The organism is Brevundimonas sp. FV1ps31S (genome assembly GCF_058681265.1).
The window spans coordinates 1531429-1551133 of sequence record NZ_CM178735.1; the positions used below are offsets into that span (position 1 = coordinate 1531429).

At 66.0% G+C, this 19705-nt stretch carries 20 protein-coding genes; 15 read left to right on the plus strand and 5 right to left on the minus strand.

Annotated elements, in window-relative coordinates; translation table 11 throughout:
• The first annotated feature begins 4 nt into the window (after positions 1 to 4).
• Complete coding sequence (gene ygiD / locus ACVPT3_RS07175) at positions 5 to 763, plus strand: 4,5-DOPA-extradiol-dioxygenase (protein WP_492043458.1); 759 nt, start codon at positions 5 to 7, stop codon at positions 761 to 763.
• 48 nt (positions 764 to 811) lie between these two features.
• On the opposite strand, the gene ACVPT3_RS07180 is transcribed toward ygiD, so the two are convergent.
• Complete coding sequence (locus ACVPT3_RS07180) at positions 812 to 2356, minus strand: AMP-binding protein (RefSeq protein ID WP_492043459.1); 1545 nt, start codon at positions 2354 to 2356, stop codon at positions 812 to 814.
• A 184-nt stretch (positions 2357 to 2540) separates the two neighbouring features.
• Between ACVPT3_RS07180 and lipA the strand changes: the two genes are divergently transcribed.
• From lipA to ACVPT3_RS07250, 14 genes are all read left to right on the plus strand, one after another.
• Positions 2541 to 3503 carry a lipoyl synthase gene (gene lipA / locus ACVPT3_RS07185; RefSeq protein WP_492043460.1) on the plus strand — a complete coding sequence of 321 codons (963 nt, stop codon included), beginning with the start codon at positions 2541 to 2543 and terminating at the stop codon, positions 3501 to 3503.
• 7 nt (positions 3504 to 3510) lie between these two features.
• The gene (locus tag ACVPT3_RS07190; RefSeq protein WP_492043461.1) at positions 3511 to 3963 is read left to right on the plus strand and encodes a type II toxin-antitoxin system RatA family toxin; all 453 of its coding nucleotides are present in this window, start codon (positions 3511 to 3513) and stop codon (positions 3961 to 3963) included.
• Complete coding sequence (locus ACVPT3_RS07195) at positions 3960 to 5075, plus strand: NAD(P)/FAD-dependent oxidoreductase (protein ID WP_492043462.1); 1116 nt, start codon at positions 3960 to 3962, stop codon at positions 5073 to 5075. Before ACVPT3_RS07190 ends, ACVPT3_RS07195 begins: the two co-directional genes overlap by 4 nt.
• 127 nt (positions 5076 to 5202) lie before the next feature.
• Positions 5203 to 5385, plus strand: coding sequence for a 50S ribosomal protein L32 (gene rpmF / locus ACVPT3_RS07200; RefSeq protein WP_035305966.1), 183 nt, complete (start codon positions 5203 to 5205; stop codon positions 5383 to 5385).
• Between the two features lie 109 nt (positions 5386 to 5494).
• A complete protein-coding gene (locus tag ACVPT3_RS07205) occupies positions 5495 to 6115 on the plus strand; it encodes a hypothetical protein (RefSeq protein WP_492043463.1) in 621 nt (206 codons plus the stop codon).
• An 89-nt stretch (positions 6116 to 6204) separates the two neighbouring features.
• Positions 6205 to 7482, plus strand: coding sequence for a phosphopyruvate hydratase (eno, locus tag ACVPT3_RS07210; protein WP_492043464.1), 1278 nt, complete (start codon positions 6205 to 6207; stop codon positions 7480 to 7482).
• 139 nt (positions 7483 to 7621) lie between these two features.
• A complete protein-coding gene (locus ACVPT3_RS07215) occupies positions 7622 to 7921 on the plus strand; it encodes an FtsB family cell division protein (RefSeq protein WP_492043796.1) in 300 nt (99 codons plus the stop codon).
• Positions 7922 to 8054: 133 nt separating this feature from the next.
• Positions 8055 to 9083, plus strand: a complete 1029-nt coding sequence (gene pdhA / locus ACVPT3_RS07220; protein ID WP_492043465.1) for a pyruvate dehydrogenase (acetyl-transferring) E1 component subunit alpha — start codon at positions 8055 to 8057, stop codon at positions 9081 to 9083.
• A 3-nt stretch (positions 9084 to 9086) separates the two neighbouring features.
• On the plus strand, positions 9087 to 10451 hold the full coding sequence (locus ACVPT3_RS07225) for a pyruvate dehydrogenase complex E1 component subunit beta (protein ID WP_492043466.1): 1365 nt from the start codon (positions 9087 to 9089) through the stop codon (positions 10449 to 10451).
• Positions 10448 to 10747 (plus strand): DUF5076 domain-containing protein, encoded by a 300-nt coding sequence (locus ACVPT3_RS07230; protein ID WP_492043467.1) that lies wholly within the window; start codon positions 10448 to 10450, stop codon positions 10745 to 10747. The genes ACVPT3_RS07225 and ACVPT3_RS07230 overlap by 4 nt, the downstream gene beginning before the upstream one ends.
• Positions 10744 to 12039, plus strand: coding sequence for a pyruvate dehydrogenase complex dihydrolipoamide acetyltransferase (locus tag ACVPT3_RS07235; protein ID WP_492043468.1), 1296 nt, complete (start codon positions 10744 to 10746; stop codon positions 12037 to 12039). Before ACVPT3_RS07230 ends, ACVPT3_RS07235 begins: the two co-directional genes overlap by 4 nt.
• Positions 12040 to 12054: 15 nt before the next feature.
• Positions 12055 to 12534 (plus strand): glutathione peroxidase, encoded by a 480-nt coding sequence (locus ACVPT3_RS07240; protein ID WP_492043469.1) that lies wholly within the window; start codon positions 12055 to 12057, stop codon positions 12532 to 12534.
• A 2-nt stretch (positions 12535 to 12536) separates the two neighbouring features.
• Positions 12537 to 13943 (plus strand): dihydrolipoyl dehydrogenase, encoded by a 1407-nt coding sequence (lpdA, locus tag ACVPT3_RS07245; protein WP_492043470.1) that lies wholly within the window; start codon positions 12537 to 12539, stop codon positions 13941 to 13943.
• Positions 13944 to 14032: 89 nt separating this feature from the next.
• Positions 14033 to 15193: a low temperature requirement protein A gene (locus ACVPT3_RS07250; RefSeq protein ID WP_492043471.1), complete on the plus strand. Its 1161-nt coding sequence runs from the start codon at positions 14033 to 14035 to the stop codon at positions 15191 to 15193.
• Between the two features lie 9 nt (positions 15194 to 15202).
• Here ACVPT3_RS07250 and ACVPT3_RS07255 read toward each other — a convergent pair whose 3' ends face one another.
• From ACVPT3_RS07255 to ACVPT3_RS07270, 4 genes are all read right to left on the minus strand, one after another.
• The gene (locus ACVPT3_RS07255; protein ID WP_492043472.1) at positions 15203 to 15385 is read right to left on the minus strand and encodes a DUF3606 domain-containing protein; all 183 of its coding nucleotides are present in this window, start codon (positions 15383 to 15385) and stop codon (positions 15203 to 15205) included.
• 80 nt (positions 15386 to 15465) lie between these two features.
• Complete coding sequence (locus tag ACVPT3_RS07260) at positions 15466 to 16557, minus strand: PLP-dependent cysteine synthase family protein (RefSeq protein WP_492043473.1); 1092 nt, start codon at positions 16555 to 16557, stop codon at positions 15466 to 15468.
• A gap of 87 nt (positions 16558 to 16644) precedes the next feature.
• Positions 16645 to 17217 carry a hypothetical protein gene (locus ACVPT3_RS07265; RefSeq protein ID WP_492043474.1) on the minus strand — a complete coding sequence of 191 codons (573 nt, stop codon included), beginning with the start codon at positions 17215 to 17217 and terminating at the stop codon, positions 16645 to 16647.
• A gap of 80 nt (positions 17218 to 17297) precedes the next feature.
• Positions 17298 to 19655, minus strand: a complete 2358-nt coding sequence (locus ACVPT3_RS07270) for an ATP-dependent helicase (protein WP_492043475.1) — start codon at positions 19653 to 19655, stop codon at positions 17298 to 17300.
• Positions 19656 to 19705: the final 50 nt, after the last annotated feature.

A 19705-nucleotide genomic window follows, 5' to 3' on the forward strand; every position in this document is an offset into this window, starting at 1 on the left:
TCCGATGCGCCAGCCCGCGCTCTTCTTCGGTCACGGTTCGCCGATGAATGCCCTGGGCGGTCCCTATGGGGCCGCCTGGCGCGATCTGGGCGAGGCTGTGGGCAAGCCCAAGGGGGTGGTGATGATCTCCGCCCATTGGGAAACGCGCGGGCTGGGCGTCACCGCGCAGGAACGACCCGAAACCATGCATGATTTCGGGAACTTCTCGCGTGAACTTCATGAGTTTCAATATCCCGCGCCCGGCTCGCCTGCACTGGCGGCCCGGGTCGCGGGGTTGGCCGGGGCGGTGCAGACGACCCAGTGGGGCCTGGATCACGGGACCTGGTCGGTGCTTTGCCATGTCTGGCCGGACGCCGATGTGCCGGTGGTGCAGCTGTCGCTGAACCGCGAATTGACGGCGCGCCAGCATTACGCGCTGGGCAAGGCTCTGAGGCCGCTGCGGGACGAGGGGATCGTCATCGCCGGCTCGGGTGATTTCGTCCACAATCTGCGGACCTGGAAGCGGGAGGCGGGGGCCGAGCCCTATGCCTGGGCGACCGGGTTCAACGAGGCGGTGAAGGCGGCGTTGGAAAGAGGCGACCACGAGGCCCTGATCGACTGGGTGGGGCTGGCCGAGGACGCGCAACTGAGCGTGCCGACCGACGAACACTATTTGCCGGTGCTGTATGTCGCCGCCCAGCAAGAGCCGGGTGAGCCGGTGAGCTTCTTCAACGACGGGATCGACGGCGGGTCGATCTCGATGACGGGGGTCAGGGTAGGCTGATCTTCACCTCCCCGTCGGCGAAGGCCGACGGGGAGGTGATCTTTGATTTCAGGCGTTTTCGACCATCTTCTGGATCGTTACATAATCGGTCTTGCCGGTGCCCAGGACGGGGACTTCGGCGACCTTGACGATCTTCTTGGGGACGATCAGTTCGGGGGCGCCGTTGGTGCGGGCCCATTCGGCCAGGGGGGCGACTTCGGCCTCGGCGTGGTCGGTGACCAGGACCAGTTTTTCGCCCTTGCGGGTGTCGGGAATGGAGACGACGGCGTGGCGCTGGTCCGGCCAGACCGCGCCGGCGATGCCCTCGACCGCCGTCAGGGAGACCATTTCGCCGCCGATCTTGGCGAAGCGTTTGGCGCGGCCCTTGATGGTGATGTAGCCCTCGGCGTCCACATCGACGATGTCGCCGGTGTCGAGCCAGTCGTTCTCGACGGGCGACCATTCCAGCGGCTCGGCCGAGGTGACATAGCCGCTCATCACATTGGGGCCGCGCAGATAGAGGCGACCGCCGTCGGTGATGCCTTCGACCGGTTCCAGCTTCCAATCCAGGCCGGGCAGAATCTGGCCGACCGTGCCGGGGGCGTTGCGATCCGGGTGATTGACGGCGACGACCGGCGAGGCCTCGGTCGCGCCGTAGCCTTCCAGCAGTTCGACGCCGCCGAACTTGGTGTTGAACAGGTTCCGGGTCTCCTCGCGCACCTTTTCGGCGCCGGCGACCACGAACTTCAGGGTGGCGAAATCGTCAGCCTCGGCGACGCGGCCGTACTGGTTCAGGAAGGTGTCGGTGGCGAACAGGATCGAGGCGTTCACCTGGGGCAGCAGATCGGTGATCTGTTTGGCGTGCAGCGGCGACGGATATTGGAAGGCCTTCAAGCCCTGAAGCAGCGGCAGGATGACCCCGCCGGTCAGGCCGAAACAGTGGAAGGTGGGCAGGGGATTGAACATCACCCATTCCGGCAGCAGGTCGATATGGGCCGCGACCTGACGGGCGTTGGCGACCAGGTTGCGCTGGCTCAGGACCACGCCCTTGGGCGTGCCGAAGCTGCCGGAGGTGAACAGGACCACGCCGGGCGCGTCCGGGTCGGTCTTGACGCGGAACCGTTTGGGCGCGGCGCCCGCGGTCAGGCCGTACAGCTTGTCGGCCAGGCCGATGGTCTTGCGCACGTCGTCTAGCCAGACGACCTCCGCCACCGTCTTCAACTCGACGATCAGGTCGTCCAGCTTGGCCTGGTCGATGAAACGTTTGGCGGTCAGGACCTTCTTGACGCCCGAGGCCTTGATGGCGGCTTTCAGATTGGCTTCGCCGGCGGTGAAGTTCAGCATGACCGGAACGCGGCCGTGGGCGTGCAGGCCGAAGAAGGTGACGACCACGCCCATGGACGACGGCAGCAGGATGGCGACCCGTTCGCCCAGCGCGGTCATGTTGGCGATCTTGCGGCCCAGGACGAAGGCGGCGCGGATCAGGCCGGTGTAGGTGAGGGGATGGCGATCCTGATCCTCCAGGATTTCCTTGTCCCCGAACCGGGCGCGCGCGTCGATCAGCGCGTCGATCAGCGAGGTGTCGTACAGCGAGGAATCCAGGGCCTGGCGCAAACGCGTCTCCTGCGGAGGGCGCGAAAGGCCCTCTCTGTTGTCGGGCGTCCGTCATTAATGACGCGACGGCGTCTTGAAAAGATAGGTTACGCGGCGTGAGTTCCCAAGGCCGCCCTTAAGGAGCGCCATCATCTGTAACCGGCCGTGGCTTGCCATTGGGCGTCGGAAGGCCGAAATACCGGCCATGGTCACCCTGATCGACACCCTTCAGCGCAAGCCGTCGGAGCTGCGCCACCCGGAAAAGCAGAACCGGCCGGAGTCGGTCGTTCTGAAAAAGCCCGACTGGCTGCGCGTGAAGGCGCCCGGCTCGGGCCAGTATAACGCCACCAAGGATATCGTCCGCTCCAAAGGGCTGCACACGGTCTGCGAAGAGGCGGCCTGCCCGAACATCGGCGAGTGCTGGAGCCAGAAGCACGCCACCCTGATGATCATGGGCGACACCTGCACGCGGGCCTGCGCCTTCTGCAACGTCAAGACGGGCCTGCCCCAGCCGCTGGACCCGGAAGAGCCCGGCAAGGTCGGGCTGGCGGTGGGGCAGATGGGGCTGAACCACGTCGTTATCACCTCGGTCGACCGCGACGATGTCGCGGACGGCGGCGCGGCCCACTTCGCCGAAGTGGTGCGCCAGATCCGCATCCAGGCGCCGAACACCACCATCGAGATCCTGACGCCCGACTTCCTGCGCAAGGACGGGGCGGCGGCGGTGATGATCGACGCCAAGCCGGACGTCTTCAACCACAACCTTGAGACCGTTCCGCGCCTGTATCTGAAGATCCGCCCGGGCGCGCGCTACTTCCACAGCCTGCGCCTGCTGCAGATGGTCAAGGAGCGCGACCCGGAACAGTTCACCAAGTCCGGCATCATGGTCGGCCTGGGGGAGACCAAGGAAGAGGTCATGCAGGTGATGGACGACATGCGGTCCGCCGGCGTCGACTTCATCACCATCGGCCAGTACCTGCAGCCGACGCGCAAACACGCCGCCATCGACCGGTTCGTCACGCCGGAAGAGTTCAAGGCCTATGAGGCGATCGCCCGGGCCAAGGGCTTCCTGATGGTGTCGTCTTCGCCGCTGACGCGTTCGTCGCACCACGCCGGCGACGACTTCGCCCGGCTGAAGGCCGCGCGCGAGGCGCAGCTGCGCCGCTAAGGTTCGAATGGCCGTCCACCGCGTAACGCGCATTCTTCCCTATGCGCCCGAACAGCTTGCCGATCTGGTCGCCGATGTGCGCGCCTATCCCGATTTCGTGCCCTGGGTTACGTCGATGCGGGTCTGGAACGAGCGGGCCGAGGGCGAGGGCGTCGCCGTGCTGGACGCCGAGGCCGGGGTCGGCTTCTCCTTCCTGAAGGAGCGGTTCTCCACCTGGGTCCGGCATGATCGCAATGCGCCCAAGGTGGAGGTCGGCCTGTTGCGCGGGCCGTTCAAGCACCTGAAGAACCGGTGGGAGTTCTTCCCCCATCCCGACGGCGCGCGGCTGGAGTTCATGATCGACTTCGCGTTCAAGTCGCGGATGCTGGATATGATGCTGTCGGCCAACTTCGACCGGGCGGTTGAAAAGCTGATCGGCTGTTTCGAAGCCGAGGCGAAGCGGAGGTACGGCGGCCGATGAGTTTTGATTTCGACGCGACCGTCGTGGGCGCCGGGGCGGTGGGCCTGGCCTGCGGTCGGGCGTTGTCGAAACGGGGCCTGACGGTGCTGGTGCTTGAGAAGGAAGGCCACATCGGCCAGGGCGTCTCGTCGCGCAATTCCGAGGTGATCCACGGCGGTCTCTATTATCCGACCGGTTCGCTGAAGGCGCGTTTTTGCGTCGAAGGGCGGCGGGCGCTTTATGACTTCCTGGCCAGTCACAAGATCGATCACTGGAAGTGCGGCAAGCTGGTCGTGGCCACGCAAGAGGCCGAGGTCGAGCGGATCGAGGCCATTTTCGAACAGGCGACGGCCAACGGGGTCGAGGGGCTGGCGCACCTGACCGGCGCCCAGGCGCGGGCGCTGGAACCCGAACTGAACGCCCACGCCGCCATCCTGTCGCCCGAAAGCGGCCTGTTCGACAGTCACGGCTATATGCTGGCCCTGCAGGGCGAGATCGAGGATGCGGGCGGATCGGTGGTGGTCTCGGCCCCGTTCGAAGGCGCAGAGCCCCTGCCGGGCGGCGGCTTCACGATCCGTGTGGGCGGGGAGGGGGCGATGGCCGTCACCAGCCGCCTGCTGGTCACGGCGCCCGGCCTGTCCGCGCAAGCCGTGGCGGCGTCAGTCGAGGGCTATCCGGCCGGCGAAATTCCGGCGGGCCATTTCGGCAAGGGCGTCTATTTCCGCCTGGTTGGCAAGGCGCCGTTTGACCGGCTAATCTATCCGCCGCCCATTCCCGGCGCCCTGGGCACCCATTATCGCAAGGACCTGGGCGGGCAGGCCGTGTTCGGCCCCGACCTGGCCTATGTCGAAACCGAGGACTATTCGGTCGATCCGGCCAAGGCCGAGGTGTTCGCCGCCTATATCCGCCGCTTCTGGCCGGGCCTGCCCGACGGCGCCCTGACGCCCGACTACGCCGGGATCCGGCCCAAGCTGCATGGTCCGGGCGAGCCGCAGCCGGACTTCCAGCTGCACGGGGCCGAGCGTCATGGGATAACGGGGCTGATGGCCCTGTTCGGGATCGAAAGCCCCGGTCTGACCAGTTCACTGGCCATCGGCGAGGCGGTAGCTGCGGCCTTGTTTGAAACGCCTTGAAATCGTCGTGCGGTTCATGCATAAGCCGCGCCTCGCGTGGCGGCTCTGTTGGGGCCGCCGCTATTGTTTTCGCGCTTGATCAGGCTTCGGCTCTGGGCGGCGCCCGACTTAGAAGATTGAGACGGACATGGCCGTTCCGAAGCGGAAAGTATCCCCCTCGCGTCGCAACATGCGCCGCGCCCACGACGCCCTGAGCTCGAACGTCTATGTCGAGGACAAGGACACCGGCGAGCTGAAGCGCCCCCACCACATCGACCTGAAGACCGGCACCTATCGCGGTCGCCAGGTCATTACGCCGAAGGAAGACTAGTCTTTCACGGCCCAGTTTCGGCTGGACGAAGTTTTTTACGGCGCGCGGTCACCCGCGCGCCGTTTTCGTGCGTTCTGAGCGGTGAAGCTTCTCAGAAGGATGCACGCCCATGATTCGTTTCGCCGCCGTCAGCGCTGTGGCGCTGCTCACGCTCGCCGCCTGCGAACGCCGTGACGACCCCGCAGCCCAGCCGCCTTCCGCCGCTGCCCCGGCGCCCGCGGAAGCGGCTCCTCCGCCGACGCCGGTCGACGCCTCGACCCTGACCGCAGACGGCCTGGGCCCGGCGCGAATCGGCATGACGCGTGCCGAGCTGGTCCAAGTCTGGGGCGAGGATTCACAGCCGAATGCGGTCGGCGGGGCCGATCCGGAGACCTGCGACGAGTTTCATCCGGTCAATGCGCCCACCGACGTGCGGGTGATGATCCAGAACGGCGTGCTGACCCGCATCACCGCCGCGCGCGAGGCGACCACCAAGACGGATCGCGGATTCGGCGTGGGCGACACCGGTATGGCGATCAAACAGGCCTATGGCGGCGCCGTCTTCGCCCAGCCGCACAAGTATCAGTCGGCGCCGGCGGAAGACTTGTTTGTCTGGTCCCGCGGCGGGTCGACAACCTATGTCACCGATCCGGCGGCGCGCGGGATCCGTTACGAGGTCGGTTCCGACGGCAAGGTGATGATGGTCCACGCCGGTGATCCGTCGATCCAGCTGGTCGAGGGATGTTCCTGACGGCGGGCGGCGACGCAGGCATTGGCGATTCGCGGGGAGACGGCTAAACCCCTCGAACCTGTTTTCCGCCTGAGCCAAAGAGCCGAGCCATGACCGACATCGCCGACATCGTCGCCCGCCAGATCCTCGACAGCCGGGGCAATCCGACGGTGGAAGTCGATGTGATCCTCGATGACGGCTCGTTCGGCCGCGCCGCCGTTCCGTCGGGCGCCTCGACCGGCGCACACGAAGCCGTCGAACTGCGCGACGGCGACAAGGACCTGTGGGGCGGCAAGGGCGTGCAGAAGGCGGTTGACGCCGTCAACGGCGAGATCTTCGACGCCCTGTCCGGCATGGACGCCGAGGACCAGCGTCGCCTCGACGAGGCGATGATCGACCTTGACGGCACCCCCAACAAGGCCCGTCTGGGCGCCAACGCCATCCTGGGCGTGTCCCTGGCCGCCGCCAAGGCCAGCGCCATTTCGGCCGGCCTGCCGCTGCACCGCTATATCGGCGGCGTCTCTGCCCGCGTTCTGCCGACGCCGATGATGAACATCATCAACGGCGGCGCCCATGCCGACAATCCGATCGACATCCAGGAGTTCATGATCCTGCCGACCGGGGCCGAGACCTTCACCGACGCCCTGCGCATGGGCACGGAAATCTTCCACGCCCTGAAGAAGCAGCTGAAGGACGCCGGTCACAACACCAACGTCGGCGACGAGGGCGGCTTCGCCCCGAACCTGGCCTCGGCCGAAGAAGCCCTGAGCTTCATCACCAAGGCGGGCCAGGCGGCCGGCTATCTGGCCGGTGAGGACTTCCACCTGGGCCTGGACGTCGCCTCGACCGAGTTCTTCAAGGACGGCAAATACGTCATGGCGGGCGAGGGCAAGACCGTCGATGCCGAGGGCATGGCCGCCTATCTGGTCGATCTGTGCGAGCGCTTCCCGATCGTCTCGATCGAAGACGGCATGGCCGAGGATGATTTCGACGGCTGGCGCCTGCTGACCGAGCGCCTGGGCGACCGGGTCCAGCTGGTCGGCGACGATCTTTTCGTGACCAATCCGGCGCGCCTGGCCGCCGGCATCGGCGAAGGCTTGGCCAACTCCATCCTGATCAAGGTCAACCAGATCGGCACCCTGTCCGAGACCCTGGACGCCGTCGATATGGCCCACCGCGCCGGCTATACCTCGGTAATGAGCCACCGGTCGGGCGAGACCGAGGATTCGACCATCGCCGACCTTGCCGTGGCCACCAACTGCGGACAGATCAAGACCGGCTCGTTGGCCCGCTCCGACCGGGTGGCGAAATATAACCAGCTGCTGCGTCTGGAGGAGATGCTGGGCGACCAGGCCGTCTATTTCGGCGACGGCATGCTGCTGCGCTAAACCCGTGAATTGTCGGCGAAGAATCAGTGTTCTTCGCCGACTTTCTTACGGTCAAGCTACATTTCATTAGGCATTTTCAGGCACAGTCCATGAACTGTGTTTTTCGCGCTCAGAAGGAGCGTTTGTCGTGCCCGAACGGATGAAGCCGTACCGCCTTTCCCTCGCCCTGCTGCTGTTGCTCGCCTATCTGGGCGTGCAGGCTCTGACGGGCGAGCGCGGCCTGCTGAGCGGATCGTCGCGCGACGCCTTGATGGGGCGGCGTGAGGATCAGCTCGCCCACCTGACCGAACAGCGTCGCGACCTGGAGACCCGGGTGCGCTATCTGCGTACTGACAGTCTGTCCAAGGACTTGCTGGAGGAGCGCGCCCGCGCCGTTCTCGGCTTTTCGGACCCGCGCGACTATGTGATCCGCGTTCAGGAAGAACCCGTTCAAGGGTGAAAACCCTCGCCACTTGAACTATTGTTACAGCCGAGCCCGCACCCCTTTGCGTTCCGGGAAGGAAGGCTGCTAAAGCCCCCTTCCGTAACGATAAGAAGGCGTCGCTCCCCGGCGCCTAGCCGGGAGATGCCGGATGGCGAAAGCCCCAGCCAAAGCCGCTCAGACCACTGCGCCTGACAAGCTTTCAAATACGCCTTCGGCGTCCAAGGAGGACCTCCTCCGCTTTTACCGCGAGATGGTTCTCATCCGCCGCTTCGAGGAGCGTGCGGGCCAACTCTACGGCATGGGTCTGATCGGGGGCTTCTGCCACCTGTACATCGGCCAGGAAGCCGTGGCCGTCGGCGTTCAAGAGAGCGTCAAACAGGGCCACGACAAGATCATCACGGGCTACCGTGACCACGGCCACATGCTGGCCGCCGGCATGGACCCCAAGGAAGTCATGGCCGAACTGACGGGCCGCATCGGCGGTTCGTCGCGCGGCAAGGGCGGGTCGATGCACATGTTCGACGTGCCGACCGGCTTCTACGGCGGGCACGGCATCGTCGGCGCCCAGGTGTCTCTGGGCACGGGCCTGGCCTTCGCCGGCAAGTACCGCGGCGATGATTCGGTGGCCTTCGTCTATTTCGGCGACGGCGCCTCGAACCAGGGTCAGGTCTACGAGAGCTTCAACATGGCGCAGCTGTGGAAGCTGCCGGCCATCTACATCATCGAGAACAACCAGTACGCCATGGGCACGAGCATCGAGCGCTCGTCGTCCACGACACAGCTGAGCCAGCGCGGCGCCAGTTTCGGCATTCCGGGCGAGCAGGTGGACGGCATGGATGTTCTGGCCGTGCGTGACGCGGTCAAGAAGGCCGTCGATCGCGCCCGCGCCGGCGCCGGCCCGTACATCCTCGAGGTCAAGACCTACCGCTATCGCGGTCACTCGATGTCCGATCCGGCCAAATACCGGACCAAGGAAGAGGTGGACGAGGTCAAGAAGACCCGCGACCCCATCGACCACATCAAGGCCCTGCTGGCCGCCGCCAATGCGACGGAAGACGAGCTGAAGGCCATCGACAACGAGATCAAGGCCATCGTCGCCGAGGCCGTTCAATTCGCCCAAGAAAGCCCGGAGCCCGATCCCTCCGAGCTCTATACCGACGTCTACGTGGAGGCCTGATCCGTGACCGACATCCTCATGCCGGCGCTGTCCCCCACGATGGAAGAGGGCACGCTGACCAAATGGCACATCAAGGCAGGCGACACCGTGTCGGCCGGCCAGGTGATCGCCGAGATCGAAACCGACAAGGCCACGATGGAAGTCGAGGCCGTGGATGAAGGCGAAGTGCTGGAAATCCTGGTCGCCGAAGGCTCCGAGAACGTGAAGGTCAATACGCCCATCGCGCGTCTGGCCGGCGAAGACGGCGCGGCAGCGCCCGCGCCGAAGGTCGAGCCCGATGCGCCCAAGGCGACCGCCGAAGGCAAGACCGGCGATCCCGAGAAGGCGCCGGCCCAGACCTCGACCCCCAAGGTCGAACTGCGCGATCCGGAAATCCCGGCCGACGCCAAGCTGGTCAAGACGACCATCCGCGACGCCCTGCGCGACGCCATGGCCGAGGAAATGCGCCGCGACGACAAGGTCTTCCTGATCGGCGAGGAAGTCGCCCAGTATCAGGGCGCCTACAAGGTCAGCCGCGAACTGCTGCAGGAGTTCGGCGACCAGCGCGTCGTCGACACCCCGATCACCGAGCACGGCTTCGCCGGCCTGGGCGTCGGCGCGGCCATGGCGGGCCTGAAGCCCATCGTCGAGTTCATGACGTTCAACTTCGCCATGCAGGCGATCGACCACATCATCAACTCGGCCGCCAAGACCCTGTATATGTCGGGCGGTCAGATCCGCGCGCCCATCGTCTTCCGCGGTCCGAACGGCGCCGCCTCGCGCGTCGGCGCCCAGCACAGCCAGGACTATTCGGCCTGGTATGCCCAGGTTCCGGGTCTGAAGGTCATTGCGCCCTATGACGCGGCCGACGCCAAGGGCCTGCTGAAGGCTGCGATCCGCGATCCGAACCCCGTCGTCTTCCTCGAACACGAGATGATGTACGGCCTCGAGTTCGACGTGCCCGAGGTCGAGGACTACGTCCTGCCGATCGGCAAGGCCAAGGTTCGTCGCGAAGGCAAGGACGTCACCATCACGGCGCACAGCCGCATGGTCGGTTTCGCCCTCCAGGCCGCCGAGAAACTGGCCGAGGAAGGCATCGAGTGCGAGGTCGTCGACCTGCGCACCCTGCGTCCGCTGGACACCGACACCATCGTCGAGAGCGTCAAGAAGACCAGCCGCCTGGTCTCGGCCGAAGAGGGCTGGGGTCCGATGGGCGTCGGCGCCGAGGTCGTGGCCCGCGTCATCGAACACGCCTTCGACTATCTGGACGCGCCGCCGCTGCGGGTGCACCAGGAAGACGTGCCGCTGCCCTACGCCGCCAATCTGGAAGCCCTGTCGCTGCCGGGCGTGGACAAGATCATCGCCGCCGTGAAGCAGGTGATGGCATGAGCCTGGACGAGAAGGCCCTGGCCATCCCGGAACAGCTGGCCCAGATCGATCCCGCCCAGGTCACCGAACTGGCGCGGATCTGGTGGGGCGGAACCACGCCCCACATGAACATCCGCCCGGCGCTGAACGAACCGCGCCACATGGGCACGGTCCTGGCCGAGTGCGCCTGGCACTTCTCCAACGCCTACGCCCAGATGGCGGGTCTGGACCAGAAGGAGGCCTTCAAGGCCATCTGCGACGGCTGGACCGAGGCCCACGCCCGCGCCGCCCTGACCGAGAAGGAAGTTGCTCAATGACCGACATCCTGATGCCCGCCCTGTCTCCGACCATGGAAGAGGGCGTTCTGGCCAAGTGGCACGTCAAGGTGGGCGACGTCGTCTCCGCCGGGGACGTGATCGCCGAGATCGAAACCGACAAGGCCACGATGGAAGTCGAGGCCGTGGATGAGGGCGAGATCACCGACATCCTGGTCGCCGAGGGCACGGAAGGCGTGAAGGTCAACACCCCCATCGCCCGTCTGAAGGACGAAGGCGGGGCCGCTGCGCCCCAGAAGGCCGAAACGCCGGCCGCCAAGGCTGAGGAGGCCCCGAAGGCCGCACCGGCCGCCGCCGAGGCGCCCAAGGCGTCCGCACCGGTCGCGCCGGCTCCGGCCGCGCCGAAGTCGGACAGTGGCGAACGCATCTTCTCGTCGCCGCTGGCGCGTCGCATCGCCGCCCAGAACGGCGTCGATCTGAAGTCGGTCAAGGGCACCGGCCCGCACGGCCGGATCGTCAAGCGCGACGTCGAAGCCGCCGGCAAGGGCGCAGCCCAACCGGCCGCTGCGACGACCGCCGCCGCTGCAACCTCGGGCATTGCGCCGCGTCAGGTTCAGTCGCTGGCCCAGATGGGCATCCCGGACGGCAGCTACGACCTGATTCCGCTGGACGGGATGAAGAAGGCCGTCGCGCGTCGCATGGTCGACAGCATCCAGAACGTCCCGCACTTCCCGCTGTTCATCGACTGCGAGATCGACCAGCTGATGGCCGTTCGCGCCAAGGTCAACAAGATGCTGGAGCCGCAGGGCGTCAAGGTGTCGGTCAATGACTTTGTGATCAAGGCCGCGGCCCTGGCGCTGAAGATGGTGCCGGAAGCGAACGCCTCCTACACCCCCGAAGGCATCGCCATGCACCACAACGCCGACGTCTCGATGGCGGTGGCCATCGACGGCGGCCTGATCACCCCGATCATTAAGAAGGCCGAGACCAAGGGTCTGGCGCAGATCGCGACTGAGTCCAAGGACCTGGCCAAGCGCGCCCGCGAACGCAAGCTGAAGCCCGAAGAGTTCCAGGGCGGCACCTTCTCGGTGTCCAATCTGGGCATGTTCGGCATCAAGCAGTTCACCTCGATCATCAACGAGCCCCAGGGCTGCATCATGAGCGTGGGCGCAGGCGAACAAAGGGCGGTCGTCAAGGACGGTCAGATCGTGGCGGCCACGGTCATGACCGTGACCCTGACCTGCGATCACCGCGTGGTGGACGGCGCGACCGGCGCCCGCTTCCTGCAGGCGTTCAAGCCGCTGATCGAAGATCCCGTCGCGATGCTGGCGTAAGGGGAGGGTGAGGTCATGACCTCGGTCTATGACTTCTCCGCCCGCGCCATCGACGGCACGGAGGTTTCGCTGGACCGTTTCCGCGGTCAGGCGCTGCTGATCGTCAATACGGCGTCCAAGTGCGGTTTCACCGGCCAGTATAATGGTCTGGAAAAGCTGCACCGGACGTTCGCCGACCGACCGTTCGAGGTGCTGGGCTTTCCCTGCAACCAGTTCGGCGAGCAGGAGCCGGGGCGAGCGGCGGAGATCGCCGCCTTCTGCGCCACCAGTTTCGACGTGACCTTTCCCCTGTTCGACAAGGTGGAGGTCAACGGGCCGAACCGGCATCCGCTCTATGCCTGGCTGACCAGGCAGAAGCGCGGCTTCCTGGGCTCCCAGGCCATCAAGTGGAACTTCACCAAGTTCCTGACCGACCGCGAGGGCAGGGTGGTCTCCCGCTACGCCCCGCAAACAGAACCCGAGGCCATCAAGGCCGACATCGAGAAGTTGATCTGATCATGGCTGCTGAATTCGATCTCGTCGTCATCGGCTCGGGCCCCGGCGGTTACGTCGCGGCCATCCGCGCCAGCCAACTGGGCCAGAAGGTCGCCATCGTCGAGCGCGAGAACCTGGGCGGCATCTGCCTGAACTGGGGCTGTATCCCGACCAAGGCCCTGCTTAAGTCGGGCGAGAAGTTCGAGAGCCTGAGCCATCTGAAGGACTACGGCCTGTCGGCGTCCGGCGCGTCGTTCGACTTTGACGCCATCATCCAGCGCTCGCGCGGCGTCGCGGCGACGATGAACAAGGGCGTCGCCTTCCTGATGAAGAAGAACAAGATTGAAGTGATCGAAGGCGCGGCCAAGCTGGAGAAGGGCGCGGCAGCGCCCAAGGTCGTCATCGCGCTGAAGGCCGGCGGGTCTCGCACGGTCGAGGCCAAGGCGGTCATGCTGGCCGTCGGCGCCCGTGCCCGCGCCCTGCCGCAGATCGGCCTGGAGGCCGACGGCGACAAGATATGGGCTTATCGCGACGCCCTGGCGCCGAAGAAGCTGCCCAAGTCCTTTGTCGTCATCGGTTCGGGCGCCATCGGCATCGAATTCGCCAGCTTCTATCGCGCCCTGGGCGCCGAGGTGACGGTCGTCGAGGCGGTCGAGCGCATCATGCCGGTCGAGGACGAGGAGGTCTCCAAGGCCGCCCAGAAGTCGTTCGAGAAGCGCGGCATCAAGTTCAAGCTGGGCGCCAAGGTGACCAAGGTCTCCAAGACCGGCGCCGGCGTGAAGGTGGACATCGAGGTCGGCGGCAAGGCCGAGTCGCTCGAGGCCGAGGTCTGTATCTCGGCTGTGGGCATCACCGCCAACACCGACGGCATCGGCCTGGAGGCGCTGGGCGTCGAACTGGACCGCGGCCACATCAAGACCGACGGCCACTGCCAGACCAACGTCAAGGGCCTGTTCGCCATCGGCGACTGCGCCGGCGCGCCCTGGCTGGCGCACAAGGCTAGCCACGAAGGCATCCACGCCGCCGAATTCATCGCCGGCTACAAGACCCCGAACGTCCATTCGCCCATCGCCGGCTGCACCTACGCCCAGCCGCAGGTCGCCTCGGTCGGCGTCACCGAACAGGCCGCCCGCGCCGAGAAGCGTGAGGTCAAGATCGGCCGCTTCCCGTTCCGCGTAAACGGCAAGGCCGTGGCCGCCGGCGAGATCGACGGCTTCGTCAAGGTGATCTTCGACGCCAAGACCGGCGCCCTGATCGGCGCCCATATGATCGGCCACGAAGTGACCGAGATGATCCAGGGCTATGTCACCGCCATCACCATGGAGGCGACGGAAGAAGACATCCACGGCATCGTCTATCCGCACCCGACCATGTCGGAAGCCATGCACGAGGCCGCGCTGGACGCCTACGGGCGGACCATCCACCTCTAGGGCGGGGCGGCTCCGCCGATTGATGGGGCGCCGCAGGGATGACGGCGGTTTGCGACCGGCCTAAGCTTCCCTTGATGGGGAGGGGCATTATGGTTTCGTTTTTGCGGCAGCGCGTGAAGGGCGAGCATGCGCGGGTCGGCTTCGTCGAATTGTTCTTCGACCTGGTCTTCGTTTTCGCCATCACCCAGATCAGCCATCTGCTGATTCAGCATCCCACGCCGCTGGGCGTTTTGGAGGCTGCGATTCTGCTGGCCGCCGTCTGGTGGAGCTGGATCTACACGTCGTGGGTCACCAACTGGCTGGACGTGGAGCGAACGCCGGTTCGGCTCGCCCTGTTCGTGATCATGGCCGCCGGTTTGGTCATGTCCATCGGCTTGCCCGACGCCTTCGGGGGACGGGGGCTGGTCTTCGCCTGCGCCTTCGTGGCCATACATGTCGGCCGGTCGCTGTTCATGCTTTGGGCGGCGAGGGAGGATCAGATCCTGCGTCAGAACTTCCAGCGCATCCTGTGCTGGACGGTGTTCAGCGGGGCGTTTTGGATCGTGGGCGGGTTCGCAAACCCCGAACAGCGCCTGTTCATCTGGCTGGCGGCCCTGGCGGTCGAGTATGCGGGGCCGGCATTGAGTTATCGCGTTTTGGGGCTCGGTCGCGCGAGTACGGCCGACTGGACGGTGGAAGGGGCGCATCTGGCCGAGCGGGTCGGTCTGTTCGTGATCATCTGCCTGGGGGAGACGCTGCTGGTCACCGGCGCCACCTTCGCTGAACTTCCGTGGACCTTGCCGACGATCGCGGCCTTCGCCTCCAGCTTCCTGACGACCATCGCGATGTGGCAGCTCTATTTCGCCGCCAAGCACGACGCGGCGTCGGACTTCATCGCCCATGCCGAGGACGCGGGGGCCATTGCGCGGCGCGCCTATACCTATGCCCCTATCGTCCTGATCGCAGGGATCATCGTCTCGGCGGTGGGCGACGAGTTCGTGCTGGTTCATCCATTGGGGCATGCCGAGGCCCATGTGGTCGCCGCTGTGCTCGGGGGACCGGCGATCTTCCTGTTCGGGTCGTCTCTGGCCGCCTATTGCGTCTGGGGCCGCTGGTCGCTCGACCGGCTGATGGGATGCGGCCTGCTGGTCTTGCTGGCGCCGCCAGCCCTGATGGGTTGGGCGCATCTGTCGCCGCTGTGGCTCAGCCTCATCTCGTCTGCGGTTCTGATTACGGTCGCCGTGTGGGAGGCGCTGCGGCCTCGAAACTGAGGCTTGGCGTCAGCGCTTCTTGCCCAGTTCCGCTGCGACGTCCTTGGTCATGCGGCCGACCTTGCGGTGGGCGGCGGTGATTTGGTCCTTGGTCACGCCCCAGCGCTTCATCCAGTATTCGACCGACTGCCGCTCCGACAGGTCGATGCGGTCCTTGTCGATGAAGCCGCGCTTGTCCTTTAGTCCCGCCATCGTCGGCTCCTGTGAAGGTTCTGACCGCTTCCGGCCGCTTGGGCCTTCTTAGACCTGTCCGCCCCGGCGAAACAGGCGGTTCAGGCGTCGGGTAAGACGCCCGTTTCGAAGAAGGCGTCCAGGCGGGCTTCCCACGGGGCGGTGTCCAGGCCCTGGGCGGCGATCCAGGCGTCGTCGAAATAGGTCGAGGCGTAGCGGTCGCCGTGGTCGCACAGGATCGACACGACCGAGCCGCACTCGCCCGCGCGCGCCATTTCCTGGGCCAGCTGGACGCAGGCCCACAGGTTGGTGCCGGTCGATCCGCCGCAGGGGCGGCCCAGACGCCGGCTGAGCACGCGGGTGGCGGCGATGGAGGCTACGTCGGGCACGACGATCATCCGATCCACCACGTTGGGGATGAAGGAAGGCTCGACCCGCGCCCGACCGATGCCCTCGATCAGGGACGGGCGATCGGCGCTGGTCTGGACCGTCGCATCCGCCCAGTGACGGTGAAAGACGGAGGCTTCCGGGTCGGCGACGCAGATCCGGGTGTCGTGGCGATTGAAGCGGGCGAACCGACCGATGGTCGCCGAGGTGCCGCCGGTGCCCGCGCCGCACACGATCCAGCGGGGCACGGGGCAGGGCTCGCGCCGCATCTGGGCGAAGATGGACTCGGCGATATTGTTGTTGCCGCGCCAGTCCGTCGCCCGTTCGGCATAGGTGAACTGGTCCATGTAGTGGCCGCCCAGTTCGTCGGCGAGCCGCTGGCTTTCCGAATAGGCCTGGCCCGGGACGTCCACGAAATGACAGCGTCCGCCGTAGAACTCGATGGCGGTGATCTTCTCCTGGGCGGTGGAGCGCGGCACCACGGCGATGAAGGGCAGGTTCAGCATCCGGGCGAAATAGGCTTCGGACACGGCGGTCGAACCGCTGGACGCCTCGACAATGGTCATGCCCTCGCCGATCCAGCCGTTGCTGAGGGCGTAGAGGAACAGCGAGCGCGCCAGCCGGTGCTTCAGGCTTCCGGTCGGGTGGCTGGATTCGTCCTTCAGATACAGGGCGATGTCCGACAGGGCCGGCATGTCCACCGGGATCAGATGGGTGTCGGCCGAGCGGTTGTAGTCCGCCTCGATCCGCCGCATGGCCCAGCTCAGCCAGGCGCGATCAACGGTGGGACGGGCAGGGGCGGACATGGCGGACTCGGTCGAAGACGGGAAGGCGATGGCTTAGGCCAAAGCTTGGCCGCGGCAAAGGCGGATGAGGCCTTTCTGATGAAGGCGTTAGCGCTGTGGGGCGGCGTCGGCGCTTTCATCGTCCGCCAACTGCGCCGTCCAGGTCGCAATGATCGGTCGACCGGCGGCGGCTCGGGCGACCCGCCGGAGATCCGCCTTGGACGCGATTACGCAGGAATCCTGAACCCATATGTCGAGCTGCGCCTTTCGGCGCTCGGCATCGGCGGGGCACTTCCAGTCCAGTTCCTCGAGCGGCGCCGAAAGCTCGTTCCCACGGCGTCTAAGAAGCACATAGCGGCTGCCCGCCCGCACCCCGATCTGCAACGCCAAAAGTTGATCCTCGCGGCCGTCAGGTCGCCGGCTCTCGTCCAGCATGATGAGCCAAGCGTAATCCTCAAACGCGGTGTCCGCATCTGCGCGGTCATAGGCTTCGCCGTAGAGCAGAGCGCAGTGGAAGACGCCATAGTTTTGAAGACGCACAAAGGCGTCATCCTCGCCGTCGGCGTTCCAATCACGACGATAGACGCCAAGTTGAAGAGGAATGGAGCAGCCGAAATACTCGGCGTCGGTGAAGTGCTGGGGATACAGGCCCTGGTCGGGTTCGTGCTGATAAGTCCACAACGGCGTGTCCGACCGAAGGATCTGAGCCTGTGCTGGGACGCTGAAGATCGCGACAATCGCAAGGGCCCAGACAAGCCGTTTCACCCCGCCTTCTCCACGAAACTGTCGATGACACGTTTCTCGCCCGCCTTTTCGAAATCGACCAGCAGTTTATTGCCCTCGATGACGCGGACGTGGCCGTAGCCGAACTTCTGGTGGAAGACGCGTTCGCCCTTTTTCCAGCCTGAGCCGGCCTTGGGATCGGCGGTGGCGATCAGGCGGCCGTCGCCTTCGATCACGGCCTTGCGGGCGGGGATCTTGTTCGGCGTCTGGGCGGCGGTGAAGGTTTGGGCGCGTTTCCAGCCGGGCGACGAATAGCCGCTGCCGAAGCTGGGCGCGTCGTCCCAGCGGCTCTTGGCCTCCTTCATGCCCGTCGAGGCGCCGTAGTAGCCGGTGTCGGATTGCGGATCGACGTGGGCGATGGGCAGTTCGTCGACGAAGCGGCTGGGCAGTTGTGAGGTCCAGCGACCATAGACGAGGCGGTTGGCGGCGAAGGATATCCGGGCGTCCTGCTTGGCGCGGGTGACGCCGACATAGGCCAGGCGGCGTTCCTCCTCGAGGCCCTTTTCGCCCTTTTCGTCGATGCTGCGCTGGCTGGGGAAGACGCCTTCCTCCCAGCCCGGCAGGAAGACCAACGGGAACTCCAGCCCCTTGGCGCCGTGCAGGGTCATGATCTGGACCGCCCCGTCGCCGTTCGGATCGTCGCTGTTGGCGCGCTCCAGGTCCATGACCAGGGAGACGTGCTCCAGATAGGCCTGCAGCGTCTCAAACTGCTGCATCGACTGGGTCAGTTCCTTCAGGTTGTCCAATCGGGTCTGGCCGCTGGTCCGGTCGGCCTTCTGCATGTCAGTGTAGCCGCTCTCCTCCAGCACCGTCTCCATGACCTCCCAATGGGGCGTGGTCTCGGACAGGGCGCGCCAGCGGTCGAGGTCGCGCACGAAGTTGGACAGGGCGGTGCGGGTGCGGGCCTGAAGCTCGTCGGTGTTGATCAGGCCGCGCACAGCGGTCAGGGCCGACAGGTCGTGTTGGCGGGCCAGTTGCAGGATCTTCTGTACGCTGGTGTCGCCGATGCCGCGCTTGGGCACATTGACGATCCGCTCGAAGGCCAGATCGTCGTCCTCGGACTGGATCAGCCGCATATAGGCGTGGGCGTCGCGGATCTCGGCCCGTTCGAAGAAGCGCGGGCCGCCGATGACGGCATAGGGGATGGCCAGCATGACCAGCCGTTCCTCGAAGGCCCGCATCTGGAACGAGGCGCGGACCAGGATGGCCATGTCCTTGTATTTCAGCCCCGGCTCGCCCGCGTGGGGGCGGCGCGCGGTCTCGATCTCGTCGGCGATCAGACGGGCTTCGGCCTCGCCGTCCCAGACGCCGCGCACCCGCACCTTGTCGCCGCTGTCGTCCTCGGTCCACAGGGTCTTGCCCAGGCGGTCGCGATTGGCGGCGATCAGGCCCGAGGCGGCGCCGAGGATATGGCTGGTGGAGCGATAGTTGCGCTCCAGCTTGACGATCTTGGCGCCGGGGAAGTCGCGTTCGAAGCGCAGGATGTTGTCCACCTCGGCCCCGCGCCAGCCGTAGATCGACTGGTCGTCGTCGCCGACGCAGCAGACATTGCCGGTCGAGGCCGTCAGCAGCCGCAGCCACAGATACTGGGCGACGTTGGTGTCCTGATATTCGTCCACCAGAATGTAGCGGAAGCGGCGGCGATATTCGTCCGCCAGGTCCGCATGTTTGGACAGGATGGTGATGTTGTGCAGCAGCAGGTCGCCGAAGTCGCAGGCGTTCAGGCTGCGCAGGCGGGCCTGATAGGCGGCGTACAGGCCCTGGCCCTTGCCGTTGGCGAAATCCTCGCCCGGCGGCAGCTTCTCGGGCGTCCAGCCGCGGTTCTTCCAGTGGTCGATCAGGCCGGACAGCGACTTGGGCGTCCAGCGCTTGGTGTCGATATTGGCGGCTTCCAGCAGCTGTTTCAGCACCCTTTCCTGGTCGTCGGTGTCCAGGATGGTGAAACTGGACTTCAGCCCGACCAGTTCGGCGTGACGGCGCAGGATCTGGGCGGCGATGGAGTGGAAGGTGCCCAGCCAGCGCAACCCTTCGGCCGAGGGACCGATCAGATGGGTGATCCGCTCGCGCATCTCGCGCGCGGCCTTGTTGGTGAAGGTGACGGCCAGCAGCTCCCACGGTTTGGCCCGGCCGGTCGCGAGGATGTGCGCCAGACGGGTGGTCAGGACCCGGGTTTTGCCGGTGCCGGCGCCAGCCAGGACCAGGACCGGCCCCTCGGTCGTCTCGACCGCCTCGCGCTGTTCGGGGTTCAAGCCCGCCAGATAGTCGCGCGCCTCACCCTCCTGCGGCGCGCGCGCCCGGGCCAGGTCTGAAATACGGGGGGCGGGAAGATCGGTCACAGGCGAGAAAAGGTCCGGGCGGTCAGAATCGAATAGGGGAACATAAGGGG

Coding starts and splice junctions, on each gene's coding strand:
- ygiD (WP_492043458.1), top strand. CDS start 5: ATGCGCCAGCCCGCGCTCTTCTTCGGTCACGGTTCGCCGATGAATGCC.
- lipA (WP_492043460.1), top strand. CDS start 2,541: ATGGTCACCCTGATCGACACCCTTCAGCGCAAGCCGTCGGAGCTGCGC.
- ACVPT3_RS07190 (WP_492043461.1), top strand. CDS start 3,511: ATGGCCGTCCACCGCGTAACGCGCATTCTTCCCTATGCGCCCGAACAG.
- ACVPT3_RS07195 (WP_492043462.1), top strand. CDS start 3,960: ATGAGTTTTGATTTCGACGCGACCGTCGTGGGCGCCGGGGCGGTGGGC.
- rpmF (WP_035305966.1), top strand. CDS start 5,203: ATGGCCGTTCCGAAGCGGAAAGTATCCCCCTCGCGTCGCAACATGCGC.
- ACVPT3_RS07205 (WP_492043463.1), top strand. CDS start 5,495: ATGATTCGTTTCGCCGCCGTCAGCGCTGTGGCGCTGCTCACGCTCGCC.
- eno (WP_492043464.1), top strand. CDS start 6,205: ATGACCGACATCGCCGACATCGTCGCCCGCCAGATCCTCGACAGCCGG.
- ACVPT3_RS07215 (WP_492043796.1), top strand. CDS start 7,622: ATGAAGCCGTACCGCCTTTCCCTCGCCCTGCTGCTGTTGCTCGCCTAT.
- pdhA (WP_492043465.1), top strand. CDS start 8,055: ATGGCGAAAGCCCCAGCCAAAGCCGCTCAGACCACTGCGCCTGACAAG.
- ACVPT3_RS07230 (WP_492043467.1), top strand. CDS start 10,448: ATGAGCCTGGACGAGAAGGCCCTGGCCATCCCGGAACAGCTGGCCCAG.
- ACVPT3_RS07235 (WP_492043468.1), top strand. CDS start 10,744: ATGACCGACATCCTGATGCCCGCCCTGTCTCCGACCATGGAAGAGGGC.
- ACVPT3_RS07240 (WP_492043469.1), top strand. CDS start 12,055: ATGACCTCGGTCTATGACTTCTCCGCCCGCGCCATCGACGGCACGGAG.
- lpdA (WP_492043470.1), top strand. CDS start 12,537: ATGGCTGCTGAATTCGATCTCGTCGTCATCGGCTCGGGCCCCGGCGGT.
- ACVPT3_RS07250 (WP_492043471.1), top strand. CDS start 14,033: ATGGTTTCGTTTTTGCGGCAGCGCGTGAAGGGCGAGCATGCGCGGGTC.
- ACVPT3_RS07255 (WP_492043472.1), bottom strand. CDS start 15,385: ATGGCGGGACTAAAGGACAAGCGCGGCTTCATCGACAAGGACCGCATC.
- ACVPT3_RS07260 (WP_492043473.1), bottom strand. CDS start 16,557: ATGTCCGCCCCTGCCCGTCCCACCGTTGATCGCGCCTGGCTGAGCTGG.